Here is a 6586-nt window from a genome sequence, read left to right as displayed (position 1 = left end):
TTAATTGTGTACATTTCAATTCCAGTTAAGCATCCGAGGGCAAATACAATAAATGATTTGGCCATTACAGCTTCCTTGGTTTCAGATTTAGTGGGTATCTGGTGCCTAGTATCTTCTATAAGCCTTAATAGTTCTTTTCTTAAATTTTCATCATTTATATTGCCACTCATGCGATTCCTAATAAAGGTGTAGCAAAAAGCTTAAAAAGATTTGGTTGAGAAATGCGATATTCTCAATTTTTGATTTTCAAGACTTCAAGCTCTTTTTCAAGTTGTGCAAGTTCCTTTGGAGTAAAAGTTTCTTTATTTAGTGGAACAATCAAACGCGAGTTTTCTATTAATAGGAAATCTCTAAGAGCTTGTATAAATTTTAAGACTATCTCAAAATTATTCTGAGCAATTAGGTATTCTAGACCTTCTAATATAACGACAGAATCTTTACCTTTATTGACAAAATCTGTTATTAGATTCATAAGGCTATTAAGGTATATTGGAGAAATGGTATTCTGACCCTCTATCTTTGATAACCATATAAAAGGTGTCTTTTCTAGGCCAAATGATTTCTTAATATTTCCCGGAGGTGTTCTTGTGATTGCAAGGCCTGATATACTGTGTGTTACAAGGTCTTTAAAAATTTCAAAACTCTTTCCATATTTTTGTTCATAAATAATAAATGATTTGCCTTGTGGAATTTCATGTTTTATGGGAAAAGGGACCTCTTCTTCCCCGTTGGTAATTATATTGTATTTAAATCTCAAAAGAAATGAAGTTGCTTCACCAGATATTAATGTTATAAGGTTTTCATCCTCCTTTTCTAGGCTGGCGTCTAATTTCTCTACATACAACGCTCCAATTATATCCTTTTCAAAAAATATGGGTGAAAAAAAATTATTCTTTGAATTAAGAGAGTTATTTTTATTGTTGAAATTATTATAAATATCAAGGAGTTTTTTTGCTTCCTTTGAATCAAATCCTTTTTTATTTAAGACTCTAGGGGTTCCATCGCCGTCAACTGAGAAAAAAACTACTTTGTCAAATCCAACGGCATCATGAATTGTATCAACGACTAGTTTACATCCTTTATCAAGTGATTCGATTTCTCTTAGTTTTTCAGCTAAAGTAATCACAGAAATTAACTCTTTGTTTCTTTTTACATATCTCTGTTTTAGTTCAGCATTATAGTGTTTAACAAGATTGGACAGTTTCCATCGATCATATGCCTTGAAAACAAGACGCCTTATTTCGTTTACACTTACAGGCTTTTTCATGTAGTCGTAAGCCCCATATTTAATAGCTTCAAGTGAGGAGTCAAGCGTGGCATGCCCTGTTAGGATTATAACCATTGTTTCAGAATCGATGTCTCTAATATGTTTTAAAGTTTCCTCACCAGTCATGCCTTTCATCTTGAGGTCAAGCAGAACAAGGTCTATTTTACTAGTCTGAAATAGTTTTATTGCTTCTTCGCCGCTATCGGCATCAAGTACGTTATAGCCTTCCGTTTCTAAGATGAGTTTCAGACTTTCTCTTATGTTTGCTTCATCGTCAACTATTAAGATCCTGAATTCATCCTTTTCCATCAATTCGTCTCCTGGGGAGGTATATCTTAACAATAGTTCCCTTATTTACAGTACTATCGACATAAATCTTGCCCCCATGGGACTCTATTATCCTGTGTGTCATGGGTAGACCAATACCCCTATTATTTGTAAAAGATTTAGTTGTATAGAAAGGATCAAATATTCTTTCAAGATTTTCAGGGGATATACCTACACCATTGTCAAAAACTTTAATCTCAATATAGTCATTATCTTTGGTAGTTTCTATTGTTACAAGCCCATTGCGGTTTATATTCATGACCGCATCTTTAGCATTTAAGAGTAGATTCATGACGGCTCTTTGAAGTTGACCTTCGGTAAAGGGAACAATGCAATCGCCACATTCGTTGAATGAAATGGATATATTTTTTGAGGTAAAATCATCTTGGACTAATTCTATGGCTTTTTTTATTTCACTGTCAACGTCAATTGCAGAGATATTCCCGTGCATATATGATGAGAAATCTAGAAGCCAGTTCAGGATACTGGCAATTCTTTCAACTTCATAGTTTACAATCTTTATGTATTGTTTCCTCTTATCTGCATCTTGAGTATTTTCAATTATGTACAAATAATTAACAATTACATTTAAGGGATTATTAATTTCATGAGAAAGACTTGCTGAAAGCCTTTTAATAGAGTCAAGTTTTTCTGATATTAAGGGAGATAGATTGATTCCTTTTGATTGATCAATCTCTTTAAATGATGCTATTATTGTTTTAGTTCCCTCTCTGTCTAGAAAATCAAACTTAATTTCACAGAATATGTCGCCGCCGCTTTTATTTATGACAGAAGCTGTTGTGTTATAGGAGAATATGCTTTCTTTGGTCTTTGAATTAAGGACAAATAGTATATTTTCTCTTCCGCTGGGACATAGAAGTTTTGAAAATGGAATATTTTCTAACTCGTCTCTTGAAAAACCGGTCATATTTAGGAGTGCGTTATTGAAAAAAACTATCCTATCTCCGATTATCTCTGCCATTGGTATGGCAAAGTTTTTTGATATACTAACATTGAATGTAGAGTTTGATGGGGAAAACCCCATATTGTTTGGTGTATTATTCATACTCAACGGATTGTTTTAAAAAGTCTTTATATGCATTTGCTTTATTATTGCGAAATTCTTAACTAATATTAAATAAAATGCAAACTATAAAAAAGAAAACTTCTTAAAGTAACATAATTTTAGTTGAAATGGAGATCCATTTGCCCCATATAGAAAAACTTCTTGAGATAAGTCTAGATACGCAAAAGATAGAGGAAAAAAAACTAAAAAATGAAATAACTAGTAAATTTATTGGTGGTAGGGGTGTCGGGGTCAAACTGCTCTTTGATATGCTCTCTCCACATACAGAGCCTCTTTCAGATGACAACATTTTGATATTTGCAACTGGTCCTTTGACTGGGACTGTTGTTCCACTTTCAGGTAGACACATAGTTGTTTCCAAATCCCCACTTACAGGCACTATTTTTGATTCTAGTGCCGGTGGCTTTTTTGGCAGAGAGCTAAGAATGGCAGGATATGATGTTGTCGTTATAAAAGGCACTTCAGAAAAACCTGTTTATATTGAGATTGATAATGGTCACGTTGATTTAAAAGATGCCTCGCATATTTGGGGTAAAAACGTTAAGGAATCTACATCAGTTTTATCTAGCGATAAATTTAAAGTGTCATGCATAGGAAAAGCAGGCGAGAAATTAATACCTATCTCTTCGATAATGAGTGAATATACTCATGCATGTGGTAGGGGTGGCCTTGGCGCTGTGATGGGCTCAAAGAAATTGAAGGCATTTATTGTCAGAGGAAATAAGGAGATTGGTATATCTGACAGTGAAAAAATGAAGAAGTATATATCAGAATCAATGAGACTATTAAATGCGTCGCCTGTTGCCTCAAAAGGATTAGCGTATTATGGCACCCCTTCGCTTGTTAATCTTATCAACACGATGAGGATAATGCCAACTGATAATTTTAGAAAGGTGCATTTTGAAAATGCTTACAAAGTTTCCGGGGAATTTATTGCAGAGAATTATGATATTAAGAAAAAAACTTGTTACAACTGCTTTATAGCCTGCAAACGTGAAGATAGGAAACGAGGTATAGAAATACCTGAATATGAAACTATTGCGATGTTTGGGCCAAATTCGATGAATGATGATATTGAAAAGATTATACAGGCAAATTATGTTTGTAACGATTATGGTGTCGATACCATTTCGGCGGGAAATGCTGTCAGTTGTTATATAGAATTAGAAGGCGATAAGGATATTCAAAAACCGCTTAAAGAGATAGTGGAAGGAGGGCCTTTGAGCCAGGGATCCTTTAGATATTCAAAAGCCAAGGGCAGAGAAGAATCTTCTATGTCTGTAAAGGGATTAGAGATACCAGGATATGATCCTAGGGGTGTCTTGGGGCTTGCCTTAAGTTATGCAACTTCAAACAGGGGTGCATGCCATCTAAGGGCTTATATGGTGGGCCCAGAAATATTGGGTAAACCAAAGCTGATTGATAGGCTATCGTTTTCTGGTAAAAGCGGCCTTATACAGATATTTCAAAATATTTCGGCAAGCGTTCACTCATTGATAATGTGCCAGTTTTCATCGTTTGCATTGTCAGAAGAAGAATATTCGAATTTACTTTCAGCTAGTGTTGGTGAAGTATATACATCTGAAGAGTTCATAAAAGCAGGAGAGAGGATATATAATCTTGAAAGGTTATTCAATCTTAGGGAGAATATGTCTTATGCTGAAGATACTCTTCCAGAGAGATTTTTCGGTAATGATGGAATATCAAAGGTAGAATTTAATTCAGTCCTTGATGAGTATTATACCTATAGGGGATGGAATAATGGGATTCCAACAATGGAAAGACTCGAATCACTTGACTTAAAAAATGAGGGGAAATTTTTATGTGGAAAGAAATAGGAAAGTTCGGTAAAAAACTTGTTGACGGAGGTTATCTCAGCTCTCATTTTGGCAATATAAGCGTTAGAGTGGGAGATAGTATTACTGTTACTAGAAGTGGATGTATGCTTGATGAAATAACGGAGGCGTCAGTTGTCACTGTAGATCTCAACAAACCTTCATCGCTTGATCTTATCGCTTCAAGTGAAACTATAGTGCATAGGGAGATATACAGAAGAACATCGGCACTTGCAATTATTCATGCACACTGCCCATTTGCAGTTATAGAATCCATTTTGCATGATGAATCGATTGAACCTTACGACTCTGAAGGAAAATTCTTTTTCCATGAAATACCAATAGTAACTGGACATATTGGTACAAAAGAACTAGCAACAAATGCCGCAAAAGCTCTTGAGAAGCATAAAGGGTGTGTTGTTAAAGCTCACGGCACATTCGCAGTTGGTAAAATCTTGGAAGATGCATATGTCCATACTACTATGATGGAACACAGCGCGAAGATAAAATATTTCTGTGATTTAAGTAAAAATAAATAATAATATTATTTAACTATAAGAACAGGGACCTTACTATTTGTGACAACTGCTGAAGCTACTTTTCCAAGAGCAGAATTCTTTGCTTTAGAAAATCCGTATTGGCCCATGATGATTAACTCGTATTTTCCATCTTCTGCTTCAGCTAGAATCTCATTAGCAGGATTTCCAGATCTTGCTTTGGTTTTTGGTTCAAGTCCAAATTTCATCAAAAGTTTGTAAGCATTTTCAAGAATTTGAAAGCTGATGTCAACTGATTTAAGATTTTTTAAATCTTCGATTGTTTCCGCATTTTTAAGTTTAACTTCTTTTAGCTTTCTTACTTCCTCGTTGAATTTTCTTTCATAAAATTTGAACTCTTCATGAACTTTTGGCATGACGTATAAAACGACTAATTCATGTTCTTGAGATTTACAAAAAAGTTGTGCGCCATAAGCTAAAGCGCTATCAGAATAAAAGGAGCCATCAGTACACATCAATATTTTCATATTATCACCTTATTGGCATATAGGGTATTAAGAACACCAAGACTAAATTTGCTATCAGTGTTGATATTCCGCCTACTACAAGCCCAATCCATAACCACTTCATGAAACTCATGCTATATTTCTTTCTTTTTTCTAATATACCTAAAGCAACTATATTTGCAGTACTCCCTATCATTGTAATGTTACCTCCGTAACATCCACCAAACAGAAGAGCCCACCATAATGGAAAAGTATTAATTCCAAGGCTATTAAAACTTTCGACAACTGGTATTAATGCAGCAACTAAAACTACATTATCAAGAAGACTTGAACCAAGAGAAGCTATCCACAATATCATTGTTGTAAGAATTGGGAGGCTACCAGCAATCCCTGCAACGCTTTGCGCAATTATATCTGTTACACCTGTAAATTTCAAGGTACCCGCCTTTGCGAACAGCATCATGAAAAATATCAGTGTCCACCAATCCACGTCTTTCTCGATATACTCTCTGGCTTTTGTTCTTTTCCATAACATTACCATGCTTGCACCTATTAAGGATGCTGCTAGAAGAAGTGTATTATGTGGAAGATCAAATAAAGATTCAAGTCTTTTGTGCATAGCAATAAGCACTATTGTGGATACAAATATTGCGACACCTATCTTAAACTCTTTCTTGTCTGGTACAAATTCCCATTCATCCTGAAAAGCCAATTTTTCTGTTGTTCTCATTTTTAATCTTATTCTAGACTTAAACAATGCCACGTCCTTTCTGTACCAGAACAATACTATTAGGATAGTCGCTATCAAAGATACTATTGCAACTGGAAATGCCCATATAATAAAATCCTCAAATGATAATTTACCCCTCATCGCAATCAATATCCCAATAGGATTACCAAGAACTGTTCCAGAACTGCCGATATTAGTTGCCATGACACAAGAAATAACATATGGAACAGGGTTGACATCAAAATAATCTGTTATTTCAAGCAAAACGGCTGTAACAAAAATAATTGAAGTGACCTCATCAATTGCCATTGCAAGAAAAGCAGAAAGCAGGCAAAAG

6 protein-coding genes are annotated in these 6586 nt (G+C 34.8%); 2 read left to right on the top strand and 4 right to left on the bottom strand.

Going from position 1 to position 6586, the window contains the following annotated elements:
• Nucleotides 1-232: 232 nt before the first annotated feature.
• A complete protein-coding gene (locus KO464_09105; GenBank protein ID MCC7573529.1) occupies nucleotides 233-1576 on the bottom strand; it encodes a DUF835 domain-containing protein in 1344 nt (447 codons plus the stop codon).
• Nucleotides 1563-2660 carry a PAS domain-containing sensor histidine kinase gene (locus KO464_09100; protein MCC7573528.1) on the bottom strand — a complete coding sequence of 366 codons (1098 nt, stop codon included), beginning with the start codon at nucleotides 2658-2660 and terminating at the stop codon, nucleotides 1563-1565. Before KO464_09100 ends, KO464_09105 begins: the two co-directional genes overlap by 14 nt.
• A 128-nt stretch (nucleotides 2661-2788) precedes the next feature.
• Between KO464_09100 and KO464_09095 the strand changes: the two genes are divergently transcribed.
• Together KO464_09095 and KO464_09090 are read left to right on the top strand one after the other, a co-directional pair.
• Nucleotides 2789-4519: an aldehyde ferredoxin oxidoreductase family protein gene (locus KO464_09095; protein ID MCC7573527.1), complete on the top strand. Its 1731-nt coding sequence runs from the start codon at nucleotides 2789-2791 to the stop codon at nucleotides 4517-4519.
• Entirely contained in the window at nucleotides 4504-5055 is a 552-nt protein-coding gene (locus KO464_09090; protein MCC7573526.1) for an aldolase, read from the top strand. Before KO464_09095 ends, KO464_09090 begins: the two co-directional genes overlap by 16 nt.
• A gap of 5 nt (nucleotides 5056-5060) precedes the next feature.
• Here KO464_09090 and KO464_09085 read toward each other — a convergent pair whose 3' ends face one another.
• Nucleotides 5061-5540 (bottom strand): universal stress protein, encoded by a 480-nt coding sequence (locus KO464_09085; protein MCC7573525.1) that lies wholly within the window; start codon nucleotides 5538-5540, stop codon nucleotides 5061-5063.
• A gap of 4 nt (nucleotides 5541-5544) precedes the next feature.
• Nucleotides 5545-6586 (bottom strand): hypothetical protein (locus KO464_09080; GenBank protein ID MCC7573524.1); only part of this gene is annotated, 1042 nt, incomplete at its 5' end.

This window comes from Methanofastidiosum sp. (assembly GCA_020854815.1).
GTDB lineage: Archaea > Methanobacteriota_B > Thermococci > Methanofastidiosales > Methanofastidiosaceae > Methanofastidiosum.
The sequence above is the reverse complement of the archived record's forward strand: the minus strand, read 5'-3'. Positions and strand labels throughout refer to the sequence as shown.

Excerpts from the sequence above, each read along its gene's own strand:
- KO464_09090 (MCC7573526.1), top strand. The coding sequence starts at position 4,504 with ATGTGGAAAGAAATAGGAAAGTTCGGTAAAAAACTTGTTGACGGAGGT.
- KO464_09095 (MCC7573527.1), top strand. The coding sequence starts at position 2,789 with ATGGAGATCCATTTGCCCCATATAGAAAAACTTCTTGAGATAAGTCTA.
- KO464_09105 (MCC7573529.1), bottom strand. The coding sequence starts at position 1,576 with ATGGAAAAGGATGAATTCAGGATCTTAATAGTTGACGATGAAGCAAAC.
- KO464_09085 (MCC7573525.1), bottom strand. The coding sequence starts at position 5,540 with ATGAAAATATTGATGTGTACTGATGGCTCCTTTTATTCTGATAGCGCT.
- KO464_09100 (MCC7573528.1), bottom strand. The coding sequence starts at position 2,660 with ATGAATAATACACCAAACAATATGGGGTTTTCCCCATCAAACTCTACA.